The following is a 23,661-nucleotide window of genomic DNA, read 5'->3' on the forward strand; positions in this document are numbered from 1 at the left end:
GAAGCGCATAACTGGGTGGCGAAGGAGACGGCGATGAATCAACCCCTGTCGATCGCCGCCCGCACCGGGCAGGCCCGCTACCGCTGATGGCCGCACCGCGCATCCTGCTGATCATCGGCGGCGGCATCGCCGCGTACAAGTCGATCGAACTCGTCCGCCTGCTCCGCAAGGCGGGCATGGTCGTGCGCTGCGTGCTCACGCGCGCGGGCGAGCAGTTCGTGACGCCGCTGACGCTCGCCGCGCTCAGCGAAAACAAGGTCTACACCCATCTCTTCGACCTGAAGGACGAGGTCGAGATGGGGCATATCCAGCTCTCGCGCGAGGCCGATCTGGTGGTGGTCGCGCCCGCGACCGCCGACCTGCTCGCGAAGATGGCCGCGGGGATCGCCGACGATCTCGCGACGACGCTGTTGCTCGCGACCGACAAGCCGGTGCTCGCGGCGCCCGCGATGAATGTGCGCATGTGGCTGCACGACGCGACGCGGCGCAATGTCGAGACGCTGCGCGGCGACGGGGTGACGGTGATGGAGCCCGACGAGGGCGAGATGGCGTGCGGCGAATATGGCCCCGGCCGCCTGCCCGAGCCCGACGCGATCAAGGCGGCGATCGACGCGGCTCTTGCCAACGCGCCCGCCGCCGTGCCGCTGACCGGCCAACCCGATTTCGCGCCCGCCACCCATCGCCCGCTGTTCGGGCGGCGCATCCTGGTCACCGCCGGCCCGACGCACGAGCCGATCGATCCGGTGCGCTACATCGCCAACCGCTCGAGCGGCAAGCAGGGTTTCGCGATCGCCGCCGCCGCCGCCGAAGCTGGCGCCGAGGTCTTGTTGATCGCAGGCCCCGTCCCGCTGCCGACGCCGCCCGGCGTGATCCGCGTCGATGTCGAGACCGCGGTCGAGATGGCGGCCGAAGTCGAACAAGGCCTGCCCGTCGATGCCGCGATCATGGTCGCCGCGGTCGCCGACTGGCGCGCCGCCGACACGCAGGCGCAAAAGATCAAGAAGGATGGCAGCGGACAGGTCCCGCCGCTCGCGCTCGCGGAGAATCCCGACATCCTCGCCAGCGTCGCGAAGAGCGCCGCGCGCCCGCCGCTGCTGATCGGGTTCGCCGCCGAGACCAACGATGTGATCGCGCATGCCGAGGCCAAGCTCGCGCGCAAGGGATGCGACTGGATCGTCGCGAACGACGTGTCCGCCGACCCGATGGGCGGCGAAAGCAACCGCGTGCATATCGTTAGCCAGGACGGCGTAGACAGCTGGGACCGGCTGCCCAAAGCGGCCGTCGCCCGCAAATTGATGGAAAAGATCGCCGATGAGCTCGAAAAACGTGCCCCTCTTGAAAGAGATTGAAATTGCCCTCCAGCGGCTGCCCAACGGCGGCGGCCTGCCCCTGCCCGCCTATGCGTCGGACGGTGCGGCGGGGATGGACGTCGTCGCGGCCGAAACGCTGACGCTCCGCCCCGGCACGCGCCATGCGGTTGCGACGGGCTTCGCGATGGCGATCCCTGCCGGTTACGAGGTCCAGGTGCGCCCGCGCTCGGGGCTCGCATTGAAGCATGGCGTCACCTGCCTCAACACGCCGGGGACGATCGACAGCGACTATCGCGGCGAAGTGAAGGTGATTCTCGCCAACCTCGGCGACGAGCCGTTCGAGATCAAGCGCGGCGACCGCATCGCCCAGTTCGTCCCCGCCCCGGTCCAGCGAGCCGCCTTTGCCGAAGTGACAACGCTCGACGAGACGGCGCGCGGTGCCGGCGGCTTCGGGTCGACCGGGATCGAAAGCGATGCGATCGACGAGACCGCGGCCACCGCGGGCCTCGCCTCGCTGTCGGGCATCAAACTGCGCTGACTGTGCTCAGCGACGCCGAACTCGACCGCTATGCGCGGCAGATCATCCTGCCGCAGTTCGGCGGTGCGGGGCAAGCGAAGCTGAAAGCGAGCCATGTCGCGGTGATCGGCGCGGGCGGCGTCGGCTGTCCGGCGATCACCTATCTGGCGGCGGCGGGGGTCGGCAAGCTGACGATCATCGACCACGACCGGATCGAGCTGTCGAATCTCCACCGTCAGCCGTTATTCACCGACGCCGATCTCGACGCGCAGAAAGCCGAGGTCGCCGCCCAGGCGGCGCGGCGGATCAACCCGCATGTCGAAGTCGCCGCGGTCGCCCGGCGACTGGACGATGCCAATGCCGAAACGCTGCTCGCGGGCGCGAGCCTGATCCTCGACGGCTGCGACAATTTCGCCACGCGGCTCGCGGTCAATCGAGCGGCGGTCGCGCTCGAAATTCCGTTGCTCAGCGCCGCGATCGGCGCCTTCGAGGGGCAGGTCGCGCTCTATAAGGGCTGGCGCGCGGGACACGCCTGCTACGCCTGTCTCGTCGGCAACGATCCCGACCGGCCGGGGATCAACTGCGCCGAAACCGGGGTGATGGGCGCGCTCGCCGGAATGATCGGCACGATGGCGGCGCTCGAGGCGGTGCGCGCGCTCTCCGGCTGGGGATCCGCGTTGACGGGGCGGCTCGCGATCGTCGATATGCTCGATCGCCGCTGGCGCGAGGTCGGCGTGCCCGAGGACCCCGAATGTCCGATATGCCAGGCCTGAACATCATCGTCGCGGTCGCCGAAGGGCGGCGGCTCTATGCGGCGCTGGAGGCCGGGATGGCCGCGGCGGCGCTCGGGCGCCCGGTGCGCATCTTCCTGCAGGGCGAGGCCGCGGCGCTGCTGCGCGCGCCGGTGTCGTTCGGCGGCGACGAAGCGCGCCGCGCGGCGGGCCAGCCCGACCTCGCCTGGCTGATCGAGGAAGCCGCCGCGATGGATGTCGCGCTGTTCGTCTGCCAGTCGGGCATGGCCCTCGTCGGCATGACGGCGACCGAGCTGGTCCCGCACGTCCGCGCCGCGGGGCTGGTCAGCTTCCTCGCCGACGTGGGCGCCGAGGACCGGCTGATCGTTTATTAAGCCCCGCTAGGGATTGTCGCAGACCTTGATCGCCTCGGGCTCGGGGCGTTTGCCCTTGGGCACGAACCGCGCGAGATAGCCGCCGGCGTGCTGTTTGTCGTCGTAGGAGACGAGCTTGTAGCCCACCGCCTGAAATTCGCAGACGAGCAGGCGGAAGGGCGTGCCGTGCTGCGCGATCGGGCGGTCGCCGTCGACGACGATCACCTGTCCGCCCTTGCGCAGCGCCGGGCGCAGCCGCCACAGGAAAGCGTAGGGTTCGCCGATCTCGTGATACATATGGACCATGAAGACGCGGTCGAAGCTCGCCGCGGGCAGGCGCGGATCGTCGACCGCGCCGAGTTTGAGCGAGACATTGTCGAGCCGCTCGCGCGCGACGCGGTCGGCAAGCCGCTCGATCACCTCGGGCATGATGTCCTGCGCGAGCACACGGCCATTGGCGCCGACGCGCTGCGCGAGGCGGACGGTATAATAGCCGTCGCCGGCGCCGATGTCGGCGACGGTCATGCCGGGGCGGACATCGGCCGAATCCATGACATCCTCGGCCTCGTTGACGCGGTCACGCGCTTCCTCGGTCGACCATTTGGTCGAGACCGTGGGCGCCACCGGCCGGTCGGCGGGCGGAAAGTCGCGCGCGCTTGTCGCGCGGTCGCCGTCGTCGCCCCATGGCGCCTCGCAGCCGCCAAGCAGCGGCAGGAGCGCGAGGGCGAGGGCAGCGAGCTTCATCAATCGATGTCCTCCACCTCGACCTTTTCGCCCGTCACCTTCTGCGAAAGGGCGGCAGCCATAAAGGGATCGAGCGCGCCGTCGAGCACGTCGCCGGGGGCGGTCGAGGTCACGCCGGTGCGCAGGTCCTTCACCAGCTGATAGGGTTGAAGGACATAGGAGCGGATCTGATGGCCCCAGCCGATCTCGGTCTTCGCCTGATATTCTCCGCTTGCCGCGGCCTCGCGCTTCTGGAGCTCGGCCTCGTACATCCGCGCCTTCAGCATGCCCATCGCGGTCGCGCGGTTCTTGTGCTGCGACCGGTCGTTCTGCGACGCGACGACGATTCCGGTCGGGATGTGGGTGATACGCACCGCCGAATCGGTCGTGTTGACGTGCTGGCCGCCCGCGCCCGACGCACGATAGGTATCGATCTTGAGGTCGCCCTCATTGATCTCGATCTCGATATTGTCGTCGATCACCGGATAGACCCAGACGCTCGAAAAGCTTGTGTGGCGCCGCGCCGAGCTGTCGTAGGGCGAGATGCGGACGAGGCGGTGGACGCCGCTTTCGGTCTTGGCATAGCCATAGGCATTCTCGCCCTTCAGCAGCATCGTCGCCGATTTGATGCCCGCCTGTTCGCCCGCCTGATATTCGACGAGCTCGACCTTCATCCCGCGCTTTTCGGCCCAGCGCATATACATGCGCTGGAGCATCTCGGCCCAGTCCTGGCTCTCGGTACCGCCGGCGCCGGCATGGACTTCGACATAGCAGTCGTTGCCATCGGCTTCGCCCGCGAGCAGCGCCTTGATCTTGTCTTCCTCGGCGCGCGCGGCGAGCGTAGCGAGCGAGGCCACCGCCTCGTCGACCATCGCCTCGTCGCCTTCCATCTCGGCGAGTTCGATCAACTCGGCGGTGTCGGCGCATTCGGTCTCGATCGCGCGCGTCGCGGTGATCGCCTCGTCGAGCCGGCGGCGTTCGCGCATGACCTCTTGCGCCGCCTTGGCGTCGTTCCACAGCGTCGGGTCCTCGACCTTCGCATTGAGTTCGTCGAGCCGCCGCACCGCGCGGTCCCAGTCGAGAAAGCGGCGCAGCAGCGCCAGCGCGGCGCCAATCTTGTCGATATGATCCTGCGCTTCGGCGCGCATGTCCTTGCTCCTGAATAATTTGGTTCGCCCTTAGGGCCTGTAAGGCCACAGGGGAAGGAGGTGCGCGGCTTCAGATGATGCCGCCGCGATCCTCCAGGAATTCGCTATCGCTGCGCCGGCCCGGGGTTTGCTGGACGGGCACGTCCTGCCGCCGCGGCGCCTTGACCGGCTTGATCTCTTCTTCGCGGATCGTCCGCCGCGGCTCGCTTTCGGGCTTGAACGCTTCCCAGATGATCGACGCCTTGGGGTCGGTGCCCGGCCAGGCGCCATAGACGCGGCGGCCCGACTGGCGATCGATGCGCACCATCCGCACGCCCTTCGGCGCCGAAAAGGGAATCGGCTGGCGATCGGCGAGCGCCGCGTGCGCGAAATCCTTGAAGATCGGCGCGGCATAGCTGCCGCCCTGGGCATAGCCGCCCATGCTGCGCGGCTGGTCGAAACCGATATACATGCCCGCGACGACGTCGGGGGTGCCGCCGACGAACCAGACGTCGTTCGGACCCGAGGTCGTTCCGGTCTTGCCGAACAGCGGGACATCGAGGTCGCGCAGGCGCACCGCGGTGCCGCGCTGGACGACGCCTTCGAGCATATGGACGACCTGATAGGCGGTGATCGGATCCATCAGCTGCTTGCCCGACTTGGCGAAGCGCGGCATCGGTCTGCCGTCCCAGTCCTTCATGTTGCAGCCCTCGCAGGGCTTCCAGTTCTTCGGAAAGATCACCTTGCCGCGGCGGTCCTGCGCATAATCGATCACGCGCGGTTTCAGCTCGCGGCCGTGATTGGCGAGCATCGCATAGGCGTTGGTGATCTTCTCGACCGTCGTCGACCCGGCGCCGAGCGCGGTCGAAAGATAGGGTTCGTGCTTGCCGATGCCCATGCGGCTGATCATCTCGACCACCGGCTCCATGCCGACGAGGCTCGCGGCGCGCACCGTCATCAGGTTGCGCGACTGTTCGAGGCCCCAGCGCATCGTGTGTTCGCCGCTGCCGCCCGAATTACCGAAGTTACGGAAGCATTTGTTGCCGAGCGCCGCGCCCTGATAGACGCAGAAGGACCCATCGACGATCATCGTCGCCGGGGTCATGCCGTTGTCGAGCGCGGCGGCATAGACGAAGGGCTTGATCGTCGAGCCCGGCTGGCGTTCGGCCTGCGTCGCGCGATTGAACGACGACAGCCGGACGTCGAAGCCGCCCTGCATCGCATAGATGCGGCCCGAATGCGGGCTTTCGACGACCATGCCGCCCGACACCTCGGGGATATTGCGAAGCGCATAGCGATCGCCGCCCGCCGATTTGACGACGATCAGATCGCCCGGGCGCAGCGCCGAAAAGGCGCTGCCGCCGGTCTTGCGATAGCGCATTCCCGCCGAACTCGCGGGAAGGCGTCCGGTGTCGCCGTTCGAAAAACCGATCCGCGCCTCGCCGCCCGATTTCGAGAGCACAGCGGCGACGCGCCAATTGTCGTAGTCGATGCCGATGAAGCTCGATGCGAGGCGGCTCTGCCACTCATCGTCGGCCTCGATCGTCGCGATCGGCCCCGACCAGCCTTTGCCGGCGTCATAGCGCTGGAGACCCTTGCGTAGCGCCATGGCCGCGGCTTCCTGCATTTTGCCGTCATAGGGCGTGCGCACCCAGAGGCCGCCGGCATAGACGCTATGAGGGCCATCCTCCGCCGTTTCGCCGAATTCGGCGATCAGCTGGCGCCGGACTTCTTCCATATAATAGCCGCCGACCTGCGCTACCGCGCGGTTGCCGCGGTCGGTGAGGCCAAGCGGCATCGCGCGTGCCGCGTCGCGCTGCGCCGCGTTGATCCAGCCATTGTCCGCCATCGCGCCGAGCACGAAGTTGCGCCGCGCCAGTGCCTCGCGCTCGAAACGCGTGCGGCCATATTTCTCGGGCGCCTTGGGCAGGATCGCGAGGAAGGCCATTTCGTGGAGCGCGAGCTGGTCGACATCCTTGTCGAAATAGGCGCGGCTCGCCGCCTGCACGCCGAAGCTGCGCCGGCCGAGCGGGATCTCGTTGAGGTAGAGTTCGAGAATCTGCTCCTTGGTCAGCGCGTCCTCGATGCGCATCGCAAGGATCGCCTCGCGCACCTTGCGGCGATAGCTGAGCTCGTTGGTGAGCAGCAGATTCTTCGCGACCTGCTGCGTGATCGTCGATGCGCCGACGGGGCGGCCGCTGCTCGAGAGGTTGGTGATGATCGCCGAGGCGATCCCCGGATAATCGATGCCGCCGTGGCTGAAGAAGGTCTTGTCCTCGGCGGCGAGGAAGGAGCGCACCAGGAGCTGCGGATATTCGCTATATTCGAGCTGGACGCGGCGTTCGCGGGCATAGGCGTGTACCGGCTTGCCCTCGCCGTCGCGGACCATCGTCGGCAGCGGGGGCTCGTAATCGCGAAGCTGGTCGACCGAGGGGAGGTCGCGCGCGAAAATCACCCAGATCAGCGCGATACCGAGCAGGCCCGCGAGCGCGAGATAGCCGAGCCAGCGGAACCAGCGCCGCGTCCACATGTCGCGCAGCCAGGCGATGACGGCATTGCCGTCGCGGCGGAGGCGAAGGCGGAAATCGGGCGGACTGTCGGCGGCCATATGCCCCCGCCTCTAAAGCCTGTGTCGCCGAAAGGGAAGCATGGTTGCGGCGAGGCGGGTTACGATGCGTTTTCGGTGAGGTCGAGCAGCGCCCGCCGCAGCATCGCGGCGACTTCGGCGAACATCGCGCCGGCCGCAACCCGGTCCTCCTCATAAAGCATTTCATCGACCGCAAAGCCGATCTCGACCGCGAGCCGCAGGCGCGGCCACAGCGCTTGGCGGTCGACGCGGGGAAGATGCTCGCAGCAGGCGTCCGCCAGCCGGTCGGCGACGTGCCGATGCGATTCGAGCCGGACGTGGACGAGTTGCGGCGATGCGTGGAGCGACCGCAATATCCACACCGCCCCCGGTTCGGCGCGCGTTACCGCGGCATTTTCGGTCAAAAGTTCGTCGATATGGTCGGCCATGGCGGCGATTCCGGTCGGCGCGTGGCGCGCGAGCCAGGCGTCGAGCACCGCGTTCTGGCGCTCCATCAACCGCCGCCCGAGCGCTTCGAGCACCGCATATTTGTCGCCGAAATAGCGGTAGAGCGCGGGCGGCGTCAGCCCGGCGCGCGCCGCGATCATGTTGGTCGATATCCGCTCGACCCCAACCTCGGCGAGCAATTCGCCCGCGACGTCGAGCAGGCGTTCGCGCGTCTGGCGCGCGCGGTCCTGCTGCGGCGGGCGGCGGGCGGCGACGCTCATCGCGCGCGGCCGCGCGCGCTGACCGGCCAGATGTCGACCAGCGTATCGCCGGAAACGACATGATAGCTGTCATAGAGATTCACCGTCGGATCGCAGTGCGGGACGGTCAGGCTGACGGGATCACCCGGCTGGAGCGCGTTTCCGATTTCGGGCGCGATCAGCGCGGCATGTTCGTCGCCCATGAAGGCGAAGAAGGCGGTTTCGGGCGCGCCGCGCTGGACCACCGCGACGCCGCCGTCGGTCGAGAGCGACTTGTACCCGGCGTCGATCGTCACGAGACTGCTGTGATTCGCACTGACGACACGCGCATCGACCGACAGGGAAACCTCGAATGGCACTTCGTCGGCGCCCGTGAGGTCGCAGTCGAGATATTGCTTGTCCATGAAGACGTAAGATCCCGCCTGCAGCTCGGTAAAGACGCCGAGGTCGAGGTCGATCCGGTGTGTGCCGGTGCCCGACCCGGTGATGAGGCCGGGCGCGAAACCCGCTTCGGCCAGCGCCGCGATCACCTGTTGCAGATAGGCAGTGCGTTCGACGATCGCGGCGCGGCGGTCGGCGTAGCTTTCGATATGCTGCTGCGACCCGCAGTAAAATTGCACCCCGCGATATTGAAGGTTGGCCGACCCGTCGATCGCGCGGGCCAGCGCGACTGCGGCCTCGGCCGAGGCAACGCCGGTGCGTGCGATGCCGGGGTCGATGTCGATGACGACATCGAGCTTTGCTTCGGTCTCGGCCAGCGCCGCGTCGATGCGACCCGCGACATCCGGATGATCGACCACCGCCATCAGCCCTTCGGCGGACGCCGCGAGCTTCGCGAGCCGCGCAATCGCGGCGGGCGCCGCAACGGGCGAGGTGATGAGGATGCCGGTCACGCCGCCCCCGGCCAGCACTTCGGCCTCGCCAATCTTGGCGCAGCAGACCCCGGCCGCCCCCGCCGCGATCTGGCGGAGCGCAATGTCGATGCTCTTGTGGGTCTTGGCATGCGGGCGCAGCGCAACCCCCTTGCTTGCGGTCAGCGCCGCCATCGCCTCGATATTGCGGGCGAGCGCGTCGACATTGAGGACGAGCGCGGGCGTGTTGAGATCGGCGCGCGAGCCTTGCCGGCCGATCAGATGCTCGTGCAATTCACGGTCGGTGGTCATGCGAACAAGGTCTCCAGATGCGGATTGAGAAATTTGCCGTGCGGGTCGGCGGCGCGGCGCACCGCAGTATAGCGCCCCGCCATCGGGTAGAGCGCGGTGACGTCCGCGCGGCTCAGCGTGTGACGTTTGGCCCAGTGCGGCCGCCCGCCGGCGCCGCGAAAGATCGCCTCGGCCGCGGCGAAGAGCTGTTGCCAAGGCATTTTCGCATATTGGTGCATCGAGATCGCGGCGACCGGACCGGCGTTCATCGGGCTCATCCAGATGTCGTCGGCGGCAACGGTGCGATATTCGAAGGGGAAGGTTACCGGCAGCCGTTTCTTGCGGATCCAGCCGACGACCTCACCCAATGTCTCGAGCCCGGCGCTGCGCGGCATCTCATACTCCATCTCCTCGAAGCGGATCGTGCGGTCGGACGGGAAGATGCTGTGCGCGGGCCCGCAGCGGCGGCCCGAAATGCCGCTTTTCATCATCAACCGCTGGAGCGAGGGCGTCAGGAACGGCAGCCGCACCGAAATGTCGAGGATACGCCGAAACGTCGCCTCCTCCATGTCGGTGGTGCTCGGCGGGGGATCGCAGGGATCGCAGAGGTCGAGCGTCTTGAGGATCACATGGTCGCTGTGCGGGAAGAACCAGAATTCGATATGGCGGTGTTGCTGCGCCAATTCGTCATAGCCTTCGTATATTTCTTCCCAGCGGCGCTTCTCGATCCGCTCCGCAAGGTGAAAGGCGGGGACGACCGCGACCTCGATTTCGGTCGCGACCCCGAACAGTCCGAGCGACAGGCGCTGCGCCTGATAGAGGTCGGCGTTGGTGTCGGCATCGCACCAATGCGCCTCGCCTTCGGCATCGACGAGCCGGAAACCGCGCGCGAAGGTCGATAAGGAACCGAGGTCGACGCCGGTGCCATGCGTCCCCGTCGCCATCGCGCCGGCGAGCGACTGCGGGTTGACGTCGCCCTGATTGGCGAGCGCCAGCCCCTCCTCCCACAAAGCCGCGGTCAGCCGGCGGATGCTCCAGCCCGCGGGAATGCGCGCGGTCCGGCGATCGGCGGCGATGTGGATCGCGCCCGCCATGTCGTCGAGACTGACGATCAACTCGCCCGATTCGCAAAGCGGCATGAAGCTGTGCCCGGCGCCGGTGACGCGCAGCTTGTGTGCGCTGCGGACGAGCATCGAAAGCTCGTCCTCGCTTTGCGCGCGGGCGACCTGCCCGCTCGCGGTGACGCTGCCCGACCAGTTGCTCCACGCCATGCTTCTCTCCCGACCAGCACCGCAAAGCTGGCGCCGGCCGAAAAGTTAGTCAAGACTATATTATTTATGTTCGAGCGCCCGGCGATAGGCCGTGGTCAATCTCTCGAGCACGCTCGCCGAATCGCCCCGCGGCGGCGCGCCGAGATGGAGCGTGCGCAGCTCGTTCATGAAATCGTCCCAGAGCATGGGCCCACCCTCCTCGAGCAATTCCTGACGGATCGACATCTCGTGCGTCACGGGAAGATGCCGCCGGCCCCAAGCACCCATCTGGACGAGGAGCGGCACGAGATCGATCGCCCGCTCGGTCAGGCTGTAGACGGCCTTCTGCTTGTGCGTCGGGTCGTCGGCCCTGGTGAGCAGCCCGGCCTCCACCAACCGCTTCAGCCGATCGGCGAGGATGTTCGAGGCGATCCCTTCGTCCGACCGGGTCAGCAATTCGCGGAAATGGCGGCGATTGCCGAACATGATGTCGCGGATGACGATCAGGCTCCAGCGGTCGCCGAGCGTCTCGAGCGTCAGGTTGATCGGGCATCCGGAGCGTTGGTTCGTCACGCATCTTCTCTAAGGCCGAACAAAACCGCTTGCAATATGAAATCAGATTTATTAGCAACGCACAACTGGTTGCAAAATACAATCACATTGGAGAAGGATGATGTCCAAGGTAAAGGTTGCCGCATTCAGCATCTCGCTCGATGGCTATGGCGCGGGGCGCGAACAGAGCTTGCAGGATCCCCTTGGCCGCGACGGCGAAAGGCTGCACGACTGGTTCGTTCCCACCCGCTCGTTTCAGAAAATGTACGATAAGGAGGAGGGGACGACCGGGGTCGACGATGATTTCGGCGCGTTGAGCTTTGAAAATCTGGGCGCGTGGATCATGGGTCGCAACATGTTCGGCCCGGTACGCGGCGACTGGCCCGACGACGAATGGAAGGGCTGGTGGGGCGACAACCCGCCCTATCATGTCCCGGTTTTCGTCCTGACGCACCATCCGCGCGCGCCTGTCACGATGGCGGGCGGCACGACCTTCCATTTCGTATCCGACGGGATCGAGGCGGCGCTCGAACGCGCGCGCGAGGCCGCAGGCGATCGCGACATCCGCATCGGCGGCGGCGTGTCGACGATCCGCCAATATCTGGAAGCACGCCTGATCGACGAACTGCATCTGGCGGTCACGCCCGTCCTGCTCGGCGGCGGCGAGAGCCTGTTCGCGGGTATCGACCTGCCCGAACTCGGCTATCGCGTAACGCGCCACGTCGCAGGCGCGGGCACGACGCATATGATCGTCAGCCGGGGCTAGACCGGCCCGGTCGCGGACATCAGCGCGCCACGTTGCGCCGCGCGAAATGGATCTGCACCGCCTCGCGAACGCCGCGCGCGACCTTTTTCTGGCCGGCGGCGGAGGCGAGAAATTCGACGTCGTCCTTGTTCGAGATGAAGCCGGTTTCGAAAAGCACCGACGGGGTGTCGGGCGCCTTCAGCACGATGAAGGAGGCGAAGCGGTGCGCGGTGGTGCGAAATTGGACCTCGTCGGACGCCTCGCGCTGGAGCAGCCGCGCGAAGTCGGCGGCGACGTTCATCGTCTCGCGCTGGGTAAGATCGAGCAGGATCGCCGACACATCGCCACTGTGCGCGCCTAGGTCGACGCCGTTGATGATATTCGCCTTGTTCTCGCGCGCCGCCAGCCGCGCCGCCTCGCGGTCGGAGGCGACTTCGGCCAGCGTATAGATCGACGCACCGTTCGCCTCCTGGTTCTCGGCCGCATCGGCGTGAACCGAGATGAACAGGTCGGCCTTCAATCGCCGCGCGATGCCGTAACGCTCTTCGAGCACGAGAAAGCGGTCGTCCGCGCGCGTGAGCGCGACGCGCACCCGCTTTGAGGCGAGCAGATCCTTGCGGATCGCGCGGGCGAGCGCCAGCGTGATGTCCTTTTCATGGCTGCCATCGTGCGGCGAGATCGCGCCGGGGTCGTGGCCGCCGTGCCCAGCGTCGATCACCACGAGCGGCAGACGAGCATCGGCGGGGCCCTCGATCGGTGGCAGCGCCACCGCCGGCTTGGGCTTTCCGATCGGGACGGTCACGCTGTAGCGTTTGTCTGGACGCTTGGCGCGGAAGCCGGTGAACGGCTGCAATTCGCCCCACGGGGCCCGCCATGCCGGTTCGAAATCGCCTGCCGATGCCGGGCGCGGGGCGACAGGGATTGCGCCTGCCGGCGCCGGCAATGCCGCCGGGGGGGCTCCGATGATGCCGATCAGGACGAGCAGCGGGCTCATGGCGCGTCTATGCCGTCCAAGGCGCGCGATGGTCCAGCCTTATTCGAAGGCGTCAGCTCTCGGGCGCGACAACAGGGTGAATCCGCCGTTCGCCATCGTGGGACAAAGGGACGTCGGCCGGGAGGGCGGGCGGCCGCGCAGCCGAATGGTTTTCTTGCAACACCTTGGCGCCATCCTATCTTTCTGGGGTGGTTGTGGTTGCCGTCGGCCTGTGCCGATGCTAGCACGCCATCACTGACGGCGTCGTTCCCGGTGCCGTCCGGCCTTTTGAGGGGAAGGCCTGCTCCGCAAAATTGCGGATCATGGCCGCCTTGGCGCCGGACATAACGGGAAGGACAAGCCTGCCGCCAGTCCACCCGGTTGACCGGACAGTCGGGGCGTTCGCTTGTACGCCCGCCCTGCCCGCCCGCTCATCCCGTAACAGGTTGATGCCGTATGAGGCTTGCCATGCCCTCTTTAGATCCCGACGCGGGCGCTTTCGCCCCGGCCGTCGCCGGATTTGAAGACCGCATGCGCGTCCAGGACCGGACGCAGGCTCCTTTCGGCAATAACGTCTTTTTTTCTTTCACCCGTATCCGCCGCGGCCTTCCGCAAGGAGGGTTAGCGGGATTTTTTGATGGCGCGCCGAGGCGCGCTTGGAGTGTATCTAATGACCACGCGCATGTTGATCGACGCGCGGCACCGGGAAGAAACCCGGGTCGCCGTCACCAAGGGAAACCGAATCGAGGAGTTTGATTTCGAGTCCGCCGAGCACAAGCAGCTCAAGGGCAATATCTATCTGGCCAAGGTGACTCGCGTCGAACCGTCGCTGCAGGCGGCGTTCGTCGAATATGGCGGCAATCGCCACGGCTTCCTCGCGTTCAGCGAAATCCACCCCGACTATTACCAGATTCCGAAGGAAGACCGCGACGCGCTGCTGCGCGAAGAGGCCGAACATGCCGCCGCCGCCGCGCAGCGCGCCGAGGAGGATCTCGACGAGCTTGAGGGCGATGTCGCCGACGTCGAATATCATGACGACGAAAACGGCGACGCCCCCGCCCCCGAAACCATCGGCGAAGATGGTGAAGAGGATGGCGAAGGCGAAAGCGGCGATGCCGAGGACGGCGAAGCCGAAGAAGGCGCCGAAGAAGGCAAGGATGGTCGCGGCGATCGCAAGCGCCGCGGCCGCGACGGTCGCAAGGGCGGCCGCGGACGTGGGCGTGGGCGCCGGGGTGACGACGAGGACGGCGAAAGCCGCATGTCGCTGCGCCGCCGCTACAAGATTCAGGACGTCATCCGTCGCCGTCAGGTGATGCTGGTCCAGGTCGTCAAGGAAGAACGCGGCAACAAGGGTGCCGCGCTCACCACCTATCTGTCGCTCGCCGGCCGTTACTGCGTGCTGATGCCCAACACGATGCACGGCGGCGGGATCAGCCGCAAGATTTCGAACGGCGCCGATCGCCGCAAGCTGAAGGCGATGATCGACGAGCTCAACCTGCCGCCGACGATGGGCTGCATCGTCCGCACCGCGGGGATGAGCCGTACCAAGGTCGAGATCAAGCGCGACTTCGACTATCTCGCGCGCCTGTGGGACGAGATTCGCGAAAACACGCTGGGGAGCTCGGCGCCGGCGCTGATCCATTCGGACAGCGACCTCGTCAAGCGCGCGATCCGCGACATCTATCACAAAGACATCGAGGAGGTGCTCGTCGAGGGCGACGACGGCTATAAGGCGGCGAAGCAGTTCATGAAGCTGCTGATGCCGAGCCATGCGCGCCGCGTGAAGCAATATGCCGACCCGGTATCGCTCTATCAGCGTTATGGCGTCGAGGATCAGCTCGCGGGGATGCTCAACCCCGTCGTCCAGCTGAAATCGGGTGGCTATCTGGTGATCAACCCGACCGAGGCCCTGGTGTCGATCGACATCAACTCGGGCCGCTCGACGCGCGAGCATAATATCGAGCAGACCGCGCTCAACACCAACCTCGAGGCCGCGCACGAGATCGCCCGCCAGCTCCGCCTGCGCGACATGGCGGGCCTCGTCGTGATCGACTTCATCGACATGGATCATGGCTCGAACGTCCGCAAGGTCGAGCGCGCGATGAAGGATGCGCTAAAGAACGACCGCGCGCGCATCCAGGTCGGCCGCATCTCGGGCTTCGGCTTGATGGAGATGAGCCGCCAGCGTCTGCGCACCGGCGTGCTCGAAGCTTCGACGCGCCCCTGCCCGCATTGCGAGGGCACCGGGCTTGTCCGCACCGCTTCGTCGGCGGGCCTCAGCGCGCTGCGCCTGATCGAAGAGGAAGCCGCACGCGGCAAGGGCAACAAGATCACCCTGCGCGCGAGCCAGGAGGCGACCTTCTACCTTCTCAACGAAAAGCGCCGCGAACTGCGCGAGATCGAGGAGCTTTACGGCGTCACCGTCGAGATCCTGCCCGACGGCGAGACCGAAGGCGCGCGCATGGCGGTCGAGGTCAGCGGTCCGCCGCCGGTCGCGCGCCGCAGCTTCGCTCCGATCGCGCCGATCGAGGATGACGACGACGACTATCCCGAGGAAGAAGAAGCCGAAGAGGAAGCCGCCGACGAGCGTCCCGCGCGCTCGCGCGATCGCGAAGAAGGCGGACGCGACCGCGAGGAGGGCGAAGGCGATGGCGACGGACGCAAGCGCCGCCGCCGCCGCCGCCGTGGCCGTCGTGGTCGCCGTGACGAAGAAGGCAATGAAATCGGTGAAGGCGGCGAAGGCGGCGAGGATCTCGATGGCGACAGCGCCGACGAAGCCGAGATCGAAGCCGACGTCGCGCCGGCCGAAACTGTCGAGGCCGCTCCGGAAGCCGACGCCGAGGAGGCCGAAGCCAAGCCGCGCCGCCGCCGTGGTGGACGCGGCCGCAAGAAGGCGGATACCGCGGACGTCGCCGACGAGGCGGTAGTCGAAGCCGAAGCGGCGCCGGCCGAAGTGATCGAAGCCCCCGAACCGGCCGCCGAAGAAGCGCCGGTTGCCGAGGAAAAGCCGAAGCGCAAGCGAGCGCCGCGCAAAACCAAAGCGGCAGCCGAAGCCGCGGCCGTCGACGCAGCGCCGGTCGCCGAAGCGACGCCCGAGCCCGAAGCCGAACCCGCCAAGCCCGCACCCAAGAAGCGCGCGAGCCGCGCCAAGAAGGCCGTCGCCGCGGAGGCCGCGCCCGAAGCCGCCACGGCGCGCGACGCCGAACCGGTCGCCGCCAATGGCGACGAGGGCGAGGAAGGTCCCGACGGCGAACCGCGCCGCGGCTGGTGGCAGCGCACCTTTGGCAATTAAACGGCGGCAATTGATCGTAGAAATCGCGAGCTGACCTTGCGTCCGCGCGACCTGCACCCCAATAAGCCCACATGGCTTCACTCGGGGTTCAGGCGCGCGGCGCAAGAAAGGCGGGGATGACCGCTTTCCCGCCGCAACCCGCGTCCGGGGCGCAAAGTCTGCGCCCCTTTTTCCGTATCCTACTGATCTTGTTCGCGATGTTCGCGATCACGATGCGCCCCGCGATGGCGCAATCGATCCTGCGCGACGCCGAAACCGAAGCGCTGTTCCAGGACATGATGGATCCGCTGCTCGTCGCGGCGGGTCTCCAGCCGGGGCAAGTGCGCGTGCATCTGCTCGGCGACCGCAGCATCAACGCCTTCGTCGCGGGCAGCCAGGACATCTACGTCTTCAGCGGGCTGATCGAAGCCGCCGACAGCGCCGAAGAGGTGCAGGGCGTGCTCGCGCACGAACTCGGCCACGTCATGGGCGGTCACGCGATCCGCGTCAACGAAGGCGCCAAGGCCGCCACAGGCATCTCGCTGCTCAGCCTGCTGCTCGGCGCCGCGGCGATCGCAGCGGGCGGCGGCGAAGCCGGCATGGGGATCATGATGGCGGGCCAGCAGGCCGCGCTCGGCAAGTTCCTCGCCTTCAGCCGCGTCCAGGAATCGACCGCCGACGCCGCGGGCGCGCAATATCTGTCGAAGGCCGGAATCAGCGGCCGCGGCAGCCTCGCCTTCTTCAAGAAACTGCAGAATCTCGAATTCCGCTATGCGGTGAAGCAGGACGACGATCAGGCCTATGGGCGCACCCACCCGATGTCGGGCGACCGCATCCAGACGCTGCGCGAGGTCTATGTCATCGACCCGGCGTGGAACAAACCCGCCGACCCCGCGATCGAAAAAAGATTCCAGCGGATCAAGGCCAAGCTTTCGGGCTATATGTCCGAGCCCGAGCGGACGCTGCGCAAATTCCCCGAGAGCAACAGCAGCATCCCCGCACGCTATGCGCGCGCCTATGCCTGGCACAAGAGCGCCTATCCGCAAAAGGCCCTGGCAGAAGTCGAGGGGTTGCTCGCCACCGACCCCAACGACCCCTATTTCCTCGAGCTCGAAGGCCAGGTGCTGCTCGAATCGGGGCGGCCCAAGGAAGCGATCCCCCCGCTGCGCAAAGCGGTTTCGCAGTCGCGTTCGCAGCCGCTGATCAGCGCGACATTGGGTCATGCGCTGATCGCGACCGAGGACGCCGCCAATTATGCCGAGGCGGAAAAGGTTCTGAAAACGGCGGTCGCACTCGACAACCAGAATCCGTTCGCCTGGTATCAGCTCGGCATCGTCTATGCGAACAAGGGCGATCAGGCGCGCGCCGCGCTCGCCTCGGCCGAGCGCTACAGTCTTGAGGGTGGACAGGCGGGGCTCGCGCTGCGTAATGCCGAAATGGCGATGCAGGGACTGCCCCAGGGCTCCCCCGACTGGATCCGTGCACAGGATATTTCGATGGTGGCTCGCGCCGAGGTGGAACGCGAGCGCAAACGGCGTTAGATTCAACGGAAACAAGCGGGGACCGCATCGTCAATATGATGCGCAAGGGCAACAAGTGACTGATAAAAAAGACGATTATTACCAGCCATGGCTGCGCGACCCCGCGCCCACGCCGGGCATGGGCGCGCCGACGCAAGGCGAAGGACTGGCGAAGCCGAAGGAAGAGCCCCCCGTCGGCATCGACCTGACGCGATATAGCAAGCCCGAGAAGCCGCGCGGCGAGCCGCTGGTGAAGCCCGAGGCGATCAAGGCGGGCGCCGCGAACCTGTGGGACCGCATCCGCGACGGCGCCGGGGCTTTTGCCGACTGGACCATCCGCGTCGGCGAACGCGCCGACGTCCCCGCACGCATCGAGGCGATGGAAATTCCGCGTCGCTCGCGCGAACTCGCCGCGAAAACCGGCGCCGTTACCGCGCGCGCCGCGCGCGCCGCCGGGCGCGGATCAGCCCGAGCGGGGCGCGCCGCGGCGAAGGCGAGCGGCGAGGCATGGGAGAAAATGGCGCTCGGCGACAAGGCCCGCAAGCTGTCGAGCGAGGCTGGACGCGGGCTCGGCGAGGTCGCGGACAAGACCAGGGCGGGGGTCGTCGATATAGCCAAGGCGGGCGGCGAAAGCCTGCGCGAGCAGTTGGGCGACGCCGCGACCAAGTTGCGCCCCGCGCCGCGCGAGGAACTTGCGCCGCCGCCGTCGGGACTCGAACAATTGCTCGCGCGCGAGGAGGCCGAAGCGAAGGCGGCCGCAACGGCGACCGCCGCGCCCGACCTGCCGCTGTTCGCGGGCGACGCCGCGATTCCGGCGATGGCGAAGCCCGCGCCCGAAAACGCGGCGAGCATGATGGAAGGCGACGACCGCTCGCCGATTGCGCAACCGGCAAAGATGTCCGGGGGCACCAAAGCCATGGCATCGCAGCGTTCGCCGCAAATCAAGGGGACCGGGATGGAAGGCGTTTCCACACGCATATGGGGCTTGGCGCTCGGCGGCCTGTTGCTCCTCGCCCTCGCCTTTTGGCTGGGCGGACAGTTCGGCGGCGGGATGAGCAAGAGCGAGGTCGAGGGCGTAGTCGCCGACTATATCAAGGCTAATCCGCAGATCATTCCCGAGGCGCTCGAAGCGCAGCGCGGGCGGGAAATCGCCAAGGCGATCGACGCGATTCGTCCGGCGCTCGAAAAACCCTATGCCGGTGCGTGGGCGGGCAACGCCGACGGCGACGTCACGCTCGTCGTCTTCACCGACTATGCCTGCGGCTTCTGCCGCGCGAGCGTGCCCGACGTCGACCGGCTGATCCGCGAGGACAAGCGCCTGAAGGTCGTGTTCCGCGAATTGCCGATCATCGCGCCGCAGAGCCGCGACGCCGCGATCATGGCGCTCGCCGCCGCGCGGCAGGGCAAATATGACGCCTTCCATCATGCGATGTTCGCGAGCGGCTCGCTCGACAAGGCGGCGATCGCCGCGGCGGCCGCAAAGGCTGGCGTCGTCACCGACGGTAGCGCCGATGCGACCGCGAACGAGGCGCTGTTCCAGCGCGAACTCGACAGCAACCTCGCGATCGCGACCCAGCTCCAGCTCAACGCCACCCCGACCTGGATCGTCGGCGATCAGCTGTTCCAGGGCCAGATCGGTTACGACGCGTTGAAACAGGCCGTCGCGAAAGCTCGCGCGGCGAAAAGCTGAGGCAGGCGGCGTTGGCGACCGTCACGCTCGACGAGGCGCTCGCCAACGCCCGCCAGCTTCTGAACGGCCAGCCCGCTGCCGCACTCGCGCAGGCGCAGGCGATCATCGACGAAGTGCCGACCTCGGCGGCGGCGCACCGGCTTGCCGCGCAGGCGCTGCGCGTGCTGGGCCGCGAGGAAGAGGCTGAGGCGGCCGCGCTCGCCGCGGTTTCGGCAACGGTTCACGATGAGGCGATGGTCGCCGCGGCGCTCGCGCTTTCCGAGAATCGCCTTCCCGATGCCGAGCGCGCGCTGCGCGGACGGCTGCGCGAGGATGCGACCGACGTCGCCGCGATCCGCATGCTCGCCGAGGTCGCCGGGCGGCTCGGGCGCTATGAGGATGCCGAAAAGCTGCTGTCGCGCGCCTTGCAGCTCGCGCCGGGCTTCGGCGCGGCGCGCGCCAATCTCGCGACGGTCTATTACAAGCAGAACCGCTTCGCCGACGCCGCCGAGGCGCTGGGCGCGGTGCTCGGCGACGATCCCGACAATCCTGCGCACGCGAATCTCCGCGCCGCCGCGCTCGGCCGCATCGGCGGCTATGACGAGGCGCTCGCGCTCTATGAAGAGCTGACCCGCCGCTTTCCCGATCATGCCAAGCTGTGGATGAGCTATGGCCATATGCTGAAGACGGTCGGGCGGCAGGACGAGGGCATCGCCGCCTATCGCCGCGCGCTCGCCGCCGATCCGGGGCTCGGCGAGATCTGGTGGAGCCTCGCGAACCTCAAGACGATCCGGTTTGGCGCGGAAGATCACGCTGCGATGGAGGCAGCACTTGTTGCGGCCGAACCCGACGGCGACGCGCGCGCCGACGACCGGCTGCATCTGCATTTCGCGCTCGGCAAGGCGTATGACGATGCCGGCGAATATGAGCCGGCGTTCGGCCATTATGCCGCGGGAAACGCGATCCGGTCCGGCCAGCTCGGCTATCGCGCCAGCGAAACGAGCGCCACGGTCGATGCGATCATCGCCGCCTGCACCCCCGACTTCTTCGCCGCGCGCGCCGGTGCCGGCGATCCGGCGCGCGATCCCATTTTTATCCTCGGCATGCCGCGCGCGGGATCGACGCTGATCGAACAGATTCTTAGCTGCCATTCGGCGATCGAGGGCACGATGGAACTGCCCGACATTCCCGCGCTTGCACTTGGGCTCGGCCGCGAGACGAAGCAGGACGGCCGCCGCTGGATCGAGGCGCTGGCCGAAACACCGCACGAGCATCTCGCTGAACTGGGCGCGGCCTTCCTCCAACGCACCGCGGTGCAGCGCAAGACGGCCAAACCCTTCTATATCGACAAGCTGCCGAACAATTGGCTCTACATCGCCTTCATCCGCCTGATCCTGCCCAACGCGAAGATCATCGACGCGCGGCGCGCGCCCCTCGACTGCTGCTTTTCCAATTTCCGGCAGCATTTCGCCAAGGGTCAGGCGTTCAGCTACGGCCTCGCCGATGTCGGCAGCTATTACCGCGACTATGTCCGGCTGATGGCGCATATCGACGCGGTCCAGCCCGGCCGCATCCACCGCGTGATCCACGAGGCCCTGCTCGACGATCCCGAGGCCGAGGTCCGCGCATTGCTCGCCTCGCTGGAGCAGCCGTTCGAGGAGGCTTGCATGAGCTTCCATGCCAACGCGCGCGCCGTCCGCACCGCGTCGAGCGAGCAGGTTCGCCGCCCGATCAACCGCGACGGCGTCGGGCAATGGCGGCCCTATGACGAATGGCTCGGTCCGCTGAAAGGCGCACTGGGCGACGTGCTCGCCGCCTATCCGGCCGTGCCCGCCGATTTCGGATAAGCGCGCCCGCGACAAAACGTTGCCTTTGGGCAACAGCCGGCGACATTTTCGACCAACGACCGCCGCGCCGCGCAACAAGACTTGCGCTTGGCCCACGCGCGGTCATTCTCCGTCACATGACTGTCATTTGAGGGGGATCTCATGCGAAAGCTATCGACAGTAGTCACGACCAGCGGCGCCTTTCTGCTCGGCAGCACGATCCTGTGCTCGTCGGGGACCGCGCTCGCACAGCAAACCAACACGAACGACGACCGCGACATCGTGGTCACCGCGTCGAAACGCGAACAGAATCTGCAGGACGTGCCGCTCGCGATCACCGCGATCGGCACCGAACGGCTCGACGAGCTTCAGGTCAAGGAATTTCAGGACGTCGTCAAATTCCTGCCGTCGGTGACGATCCAGACCGCCGCGCCCGGGTTCAGCCAGGTCTATTTCCGCGGCGTCGCGTCGGGCGAGAACGCCAACCATTCGGCCTCGCTGCCGACCGTCGGCACTTATCTCGATGAAATGCCGATCACGACGATCCAGGGCGCGCTCGACATCCATGCCTATGACCTTGCGCGCGTCGAGGCGCTCGCGGGGCCGCAGGGCACGCTTTACGGCGCGAGTTCGATGGCGGGCACGATTAAGCTCGTCACCAACCAGCCGGACACCAGCGGCACCTATGGCGAGGTCGGGGTCGAACTCAACAATGTCGCGCACGGCGATTTCGGCGGGGTCGTCGAAGGCTTCATTAACGCCCCGCTCGGCGAGCGCGCGGCGCTGCGCCTCGTCGGCTGGTATCGCCACGACGCGGGTTATATCGACAATATCCCGGGCAGCCGCACCTATCCGATCAACATCCCGACCGACACCGACGGCGACGGCGAGAATGACACGCTCGTCAACGCACCCGGCGACGACATCACCCAGACCAACGCCGGGCTCGTCGAGAAAAATTACAACGACGCCGACACCTATGGCGCGCGCCTTGCGCTCGGCATCGATCTCGACGACGACTGGACGCTGCGCCCGACGATCATGGGCCAGATCCAGAAAACGAACGGCAGCTATGCGCAGGAGCGGTCGAGCGCGGTCACCGACAAGCTGCAGACGGTCCAGTATAATCCCGAATCGTCGAAGGATAAATGGCTGCAAGCGGCGCTGACGATCGAGGGCAAGCTCGGCAATTGGGACCTGACCGTCACCGGCGGACACCTCCGCCGCAAGACCGATGTCGAGAGCGATTATTCGGACTATGCCTATTTCTACGACGCGCTCTATGGTTCGGCGGTCTATCTCTACGACAATGCCGGCGACCAGATCAGCCCGAACCAATATATAGAGGGCATCGACCGCTATCGGCGCAACTTCTTCGAAGCGCGCGTCGCTTCGCCCGCCGATGCGCGCATCCGCTTCATCGGCGGCGTCTTCTGGCAACGGCAGAAGCATAATATCGAGCAGCATTATGTGATCGACGGTCTGTCCGACGATCTCGAGGTTCCCGGCACCGTCGACAATATCTGGCTGACCAAGCAAATCCGCGTCGACCGCGACTATGCCGCGTTCGGCGAGGTCAGCTTCGACATCACCGACCAGCTGACGCTGACCGGCGGTGGCCGCGTGTATAAATATGACAACAGCCTCGTCGGCTTTTTCGGCTATAACAACCCCGGATTCAGCAGCAATCCGGTCTACGCGTGCCAGGGGCCGGCGGTGGTCGACGGGTCGCCCTGCACCAACCTCGACAAACGGACGAAGAAGACCGACTTCATCCACAAGCTGAACCTGACCTACAAGTTCAACGACGATGCGCTCGTCTACGCGACCTGGTCGCGCGGCTTCCGTCCGGGCGGCATCAACCGGCGCGGATCGCTCCCGCCCTATGGATCGGACACGCTCGACAATTATGAATTCGGGTGGAAGACGAGCTGGGGGCCCGTGCGCTTCAACGGCGCGATCTATCAACAGGACTGGAACGACATCCAGCTCTCCTTCCTCGGACTCAACGGGCTCAGCGAAATCCGCAACGCCGGTATCGCGCGCATTCGCGGGGTCGAGCTCGACCTCGGCTATCGGCAGAATGGTTTCTCGATCAACGCGGGGATGAGTTATAACGACGCCGAAATCCGACGCGATTTCTGCGCGATCGCCAACGACGCCTTCGACTGCACCCTGCCGGGTGCCGACGGCGCCGACAATGCGCTGCTCGCGCCCAAAGGCGCCGGCCTGCCCATCACGCCGAAGTTCAAGGGCAATATCGTCGCGCGCTACGAATTTCCGGTCGGCGACCTCGGCGCGCATATCCAGTTCGCGGTTAATCATATCGGCAAAAGGCGAAGTGATGTCCGCACGCTCGAAAACGGTATCAAGGGGATGTTCGACGCCTATACGACCGCCGACATCAGCGTCGGGGTGAAGGGCGAAAACTGGAAGGCCGAGCTTTTTGCGACCAATTTGTTCGACAGCAACGGCACCATCAATGCCGGCGTCCAGTGCCTCGAAACCACCTGCGGCGATCCCGACGGGATCACCGCGAACGGCGGCGTCTTCTATGACACGGTCGTTCGCCCCCGCCTGATCGGGATCAAGGTCAGCAAGGAATTCTGACCGGGTGAGTGATATTTTGACCGGTAGCGAAAGGCCGGGCCGCAAGCT

The 23,661-nt window shown here is 66.6% G+C and carries 18 protein-coding genes; 10 read left to right on the top strand and 8 right to left on the bottom strand.

The genetic code is table 11. The features are described 5' to 3' along the window. Positions 1–86 precede the first annotated feature (86 nt). The 4 genes from coaBC to VFG17_RS12440 are packed head-to-tail and all read left to right on the top strand — an operon-like array spanning position 87 to position 2,953. Positions 87–1,349, top strand: coding sequence for a bifunctional phosphopantothenoylcysteine decarboxylase/phosphopantothenate--cysteine ligase CoaBC (gene coaBC / locus VFG17_RS12425; protein ID WP_325029784.1), 1,263 nt, complete (start codon positions 87–89; stop codon positions 1,347–1,349). After that, positions 1,312–1,848: a dUTP diphosphatase gene (gene dut / locus VFG17_RS12430; protein ID WP_325029785.1), complete on the top strand. Its 537-nt coding sequence runs from the start codon at positions 1,312–1,314 to the stop codon at positions 1,846–1,848. The genes coaBC and dut overlap by 38 nt, the downstream gene beginning before the upstream one ends. 2 nt (positions 1,849–1,850) lie before the next feature. Beyond that, positions 1,851–2,600, top strand: coding sequence for a HesA/MoeB/ThiF family protein (locus tag VFG17_RS12435; protein ID WP_325029786.1), 750 nt, complete (start codon positions 1,851–1,853; stop codon positions 2,598–2,600). Then, positions 2,579–2,953 (top strand): DsrE family protein, encoded by a 375-nt coding sequence (locus tag VFG17_RS12440; RefSeq protein WP_325029787.1) that lies wholly within the window; start codon positions 2,579–2,581, stop codon positions 2,951–2,953. The genes VFG17_RS12435 and VFG17_RS12440 overlap by 22 nt, the downstream gene beginning before the upstream one ends. Before the next feature lie 6 nt (positions 2,954–2,959). Here VFG17_RS12440 and VFG17_RS12445 read toward each other — a convergent pair whose 3' ends face one another. From VFG17_RS12445 to VFG17_RS12475, 7 genes are all read right to left on the bottom strand, one after another. Continuing rightward, complete coding sequence (locus tag VFG17_RS12445; RefSeq protein WP_325029788.1) at positions 2,960–3,676, bottom strand: class I SAM-dependent methyltransferase; 717 nt, start codon at positions 3,674–3,676, stop codon at positions 2,960–2,962. Beyond that, the gene (prfB, locus tag VFG17_RS12450) at positions 3,676–4,803 is read right to left on the bottom strand and encodes a peptide chain release factor 2 (protein WP_325029789.1); all 1,128 of its coding nucleotides are present in this window, start codon (positions 4,801–4,803) and stop codon (positions 3,676–3,678) included. Before prfB ends, VFG17_RS12445 begins: the two co-directional genes overlap by 1 nt. A 70-nt stretch (positions 4,804–4,873) precedes the next feature. Further along, positions 4,874–7,390, bottom strand: a complete 2,517-nt coding sequence (locus VFG17_RS12455) for a penicillin-binding protein 1A (RefSeq protein WP_325029790.1) — start codon at positions 7,388–7,390, stop codon at positions 4,874–4,876. Between the two features lie 59 nt (positions 7,391–7,449). Beyond that, positions 7,450–8,076 (bottom strand): TetR/AcrR family transcriptional regulator, encoded by a 627-nt coding sequence (locus tag VFG17_RS12460; RefSeq protein WP_325029791.1) that lies wholly within the window; start codon positions 8,074–8,076, stop codon positions 7,450–7,452. Next, positions 8,073–9,218, bottom strand: coding sequence for a DSD1 family PLP-dependent enzyme (locus VFG17_RS12465; RefSeq protein ID WP_325029792.1), 1,146 nt, complete (start codon positions 9,216–9,218; stop codon positions 8,073–8,075). Before VFG17_RS12465 ends, VFG17_RS12460 begins: the two co-directional genes overlap by 4 nt. Continuing rightward, positions 9,215–10,468 (bottom strand): D-arabinono-1,4-lactone oxidase, encoded by a 1,254-nt coding sequence (locus VFG17_RS12470; protein WP_325029793.1) that lies wholly within the window; start codon positions 10,466–10,468, stop codon positions 9,215–9,217. Before VFG17_RS12470 ends, VFG17_RS12465 begins: the two co-directional genes overlap by 4 nt. 60 nt (positions 10,469–10,528) lie before the next feature. Then, positions 10,529–11,020 (bottom strand): helix-turn-helix domain-containing protein, encoded by a 492-nt coding sequence (locus VFG17_RS12475; protein ID WP_325029794.1) that lies wholly within the window; start codon positions 11,018–11,020, stop codon positions 10,529–10,531. 100 nt (positions 11,021–11,120) lie between these two features. Here VFG17_RS12475 and VFG17_RS12480 point away from each other — a divergent pair, with 100 nt between their 5' ends. Further along, on the top strand, positions 11,121–11,765 hold the full coding sequence (locus tag VFG17_RS12480) for a dihydrofolate reductase family protein (RefSeq protein WP_325029795.1): 645 nt from the start codon (positions 11,121–11,123) through the stop codon (positions 11,763–11,765). A gap of 19 nt (positions 11,766–11,784) precedes the next feature. Here VFG17_RS12480 and VFG17_RS12485 read toward each other — a convergent pair whose 3' ends face one another. After that, complete coding sequence (locus VFG17_RS12485) at positions 11,785–12,768, bottom strand: N-acetylmuramoyl-L-alanine amidase family protein (RefSeq protein ID WP_414712951.1); 984 nt, start codon at positions 12,766–12,768, stop codon at positions 11,785–11,787. Between the two features lie 619 nt (positions 12,769–13,387). Here VFG17_RS12485 and VFG17_RS12490 point away from each other — a divergent pair. The 5 genes from VFG17_RS12490 (at position 13,388) to VFG17_RS12510 (ending at position 23,613) form a co-directional block, all read left to right on the top strand. Further along, positions 13,388–16,009, top strand: a complete 2,622-nt coding sequence (locus VFG17_RS12490; protein ID WP_325029797.1) for a ribonuclease E/G — start codon at positions 13,388–13,390, stop codon at positions 16,007–16,009. Positions 16,010–16,125: 116 nt separating this feature from the next. Beyond that, positions 16,126–17,529, top strand: a complete 1,404-nt coding sequence (locus VFG17_RS12495; RefSeq protein ID WP_325029798.1) for a M48 family metalloprotease — start codon at positions 16,126–16,128, stop codon at positions 17,527–17,529. Between the two features lie 55 nt (positions 17,530–17,584). Beyond that, complete coding sequence (locus VFG17_RS12500) at positions 17,585–19,198, top strand: thioredoxin domain-containing protein (protein WP_325029799.1); 1,614 nt, start codon at positions 17,585–17,587, stop codon at positions 19,196–19,198. An 11-nt stretch (positions 19,199–19,209) separates the two neighbouring features. Then, a complete protein-coding gene (locus VFG17_RS12505; protein ID WP_325029800.1) occupies positions 19,210–21,024 on the top strand; it encodes a tetratricopeptide repeat-containing sulfotransferase family protein in 1,815 nt (604 codons plus the stop codon). Between the two features lie 141 nt (positions 21,025–21,165). Then, entirely contained in the window at positions 21,166–23,613 is a 2,448-nt protein-coding gene (locus tag VFG17_RS12510; RefSeq protein ID WP_325029801.1) for a TonB-dependent receptor, read from the top strand. The last annotated feature ends 48 nt before the right edge of the window (positions 23,614–23,661 follow it).

This window comes from Sphingopyxis sp., assembly GCF_035686825.1.
Classification (GTDB): Bacteria; Pseudomonadota; Alphaproteobacteria; order Sphingomonadales; family Sphingomonadaceae; genus Sphingopyxis.